Here is a 2249-nt window from a genome sequence, read left to right as displayed (position 1 = left end):
GTGGTACAACCGCGGCTACTACGGGACGATGAGCTTCAATTCCCGGGCGGTCTATCAGCGCTACATGGGCTGGTACGACGCCAACCCGGTCCACCTCGCGCCGCTGGAGCCGGCCGACGAGGCGAAGCGCTATGTCGAGATGATGGGCGGGGCGGCCAAGGTGCTGGCTGCGGCGCAGGCCGCCTACGACAAGGGCGACGACCGCTGGGCCGGGGAGCTGGCGAACCGCCTCGTGATGGCGGACGCGAACGACAAGGCCGCCCGCGAGGTTCTGGCCAAGACCTATGACCGCCTGGGCGCGGCGGCCGAGAGCGCCATCTGGCGCAACATGTACCTGACGGGCGCCAAGGAACTGCGGAACGGCGTCGCGCCGCAGGCGGGGGCCTCGGCCTCGCTGGACCTGATCCGCAACACGCCGACGCCGATGCTGCTGGACCTGCTGTCGGTGCGGCTGGACCCGGCGAAGTCGAAGGGCGGCGAGGTCACCGTCGACCTCGTCTTCCCCGACCGCAAGGAGCGGTTCCGGGTACGGGTGAAGCATGACGTGCTGACCTATGAGGCCGACCCGGCGGGTGGTACGGCGGACGCCACCTACGCGATGCCGCGCGCGCAGTTCCTGGGCGGGGCGCTGGCGGGCGCCGACCTCTCGGGCCAGGCTACAGCGGGGGACAGGACGGCGCTGGGCCGGCTGCTGGGCATGCTGTCGCCGCCGCGGGCGGGTTTCCCGATCGTGACGCGGTAGCGCCCGGTCCACTTCCGTCCGACTGGACCGTGACAGCGCCGCCGCGAGCGGCTATGGACAGCGCAGCATGAACCTGCGCCTCGCCCTCATTTCGAAGGTAGCCGCTCCCGCCGCGGGGCTTCGCGAGGTCGTGCGCAGCTAGAACTGCCCACCTCTGCCGATCCCCGCTCAACCCGCGGATGGATCGGCCAGCAGACCTTCTCCATCCGCCGCCCGATGGAGACCCCCGTGACCTCTTCCTGGAACGACCGCTTCAGTCCCCGCATGGCGCACGTCCGCGCCTCGGAGATCCGCGAGCTGCTCAAGCTGCTCGACCAGCCCGATATCCTGTCGTTCGCCGGCGGCATCCCCGACCCGGCGCTGTTCCCCATCGCGCGTATCGCCGAGCTGTACGGCGAGGTGCTGGCCGAGGCCGGCGACCAGGCGCTGCAGTACTCGGTGAGCGAGGGCCTGCCGGCGCTGCGGCGCTGGATCGCCGAACGGATGACCGCCCAGGGCGCGCCGTGCGACGAGGGCAACATAATCATCACCGCCGGCTCGCAGCAGGCGCTGGACCTGATCGGCAAGCTGTTCATCGGCCGCGGCGATGCTGTGTTGGTCGAGCGGCCGACCTACATGGGCGCGCTGGGCGCCTTCAACGCATATGAGCCAAGCTATGCGGACCTCGGGGGCGACGTCCCGGCGGGTGCGCGCCTGGCCTATGTGGTCCCCGACTTCGCCAACCCCTCAGGGCGCACAATGCCCCGCCGCGAGCGCGAGGCCCTGCTGGCGCGGGCGACGGCGCACGATCTGGTCGTCATCGAGGACGGCGCCTATCGCGACCTGCGCTTCACCGGGACGGACGAGCCGTCGATCCTGGCGCTGGACGTGGCGCGATCCGGCGGGATCGAGGCGGCGCGGACGCTGTATTGCGGGACGTTCTCCAAGACGCTGTCGCCGGCGCTGCGGCTGGGCTGGGTGTGCGGGCCGCGGGCGGTCATCGACAAGCTGGTGCTGCTCAAGCAGGGCTGCGACCTGCACGTCTCGACGATCAACCAGATGGTGGCCGCCCGCGTGGTCGCCGAGGGCTACGAAGACCACCTCGAGCGGCTGCGGAAGCACTACCACGCGCGCGCGTCGGCGATGCAGGCCGCGCTGGCGCGCCACATGCCGCTGGGCGTGAGCTGGTCGAAGCCGCAGGGCGGCATGTTCGTCTGGCTGACCCTGCCCGAGGGCCTGGACGGCGCGCAGTTGCTGGAGGCGGCGCTGGCGGAGGAACGCGTCGCCTTCGTGCCAGGCGGTCCGTTCTTCGCCGTGGACCCCGAACCCAACACGCTGCGGCTGGCCTACTCGCTGCTGTCGCCCGCCGACATCGACGAGGGCGTGCGCCGGCTGGGGCGGTTGATCGAGGGGCGGCTGGCCTACGCCGGCTCCAACGTTGCGCGGGCGGCGACGGGCAGGGCATAGCCGGCCGCCTTCGCCCGCTTCTCGCCCCGCTCGATCTCCTTGAGCAGGTCGTGGACGTAGA

Annotated in this window: 2 protein-coding genes; both read left to right on the top strand. The window is 71.2% G+C overall.

Going from position 1 to position 2249, the window contains the following annotated elements:
• Positions 1-742: alkyl sulfatase dimerization domain-containing protein (locus tag Q0L11_RS19420; RefSeq protein WP_296599434.1), on the top strand; the 742-nt coding region annotated here is incomplete at its 5' end.
• A 228-nt stretch (positions 743-970) separates the two neighbouring features.
• Positions 971-2188: a PLP-dependent aminotransferase family protein gene (locus tag Q0L11_RS19415; protein WP_296599432.1), complete on the top strand. Its 1218-nt coding sequence runs from the start codon at positions 971-973 to the stop codon at positions 2186-2188.
• Positions 2189-2249 lie beyond the last annotated feature (61 nt).

Origin of the sequence: Phenylobacterium sp. (genome assembly GCF_024508875.1) — a bacterium.
In the GTDB taxonomy this organism is placed as follows: Bacteria; Pseudomonadota; Alphaproteobacteria; order Caulobacterales; family Caulobacteraceae; genus Phenylobacterium.
The sequence above is the reverse complement of the archived record's forward strand: the minus strand, read 5'-3'. Positions and strand labels throughout refer to the sequence as shown.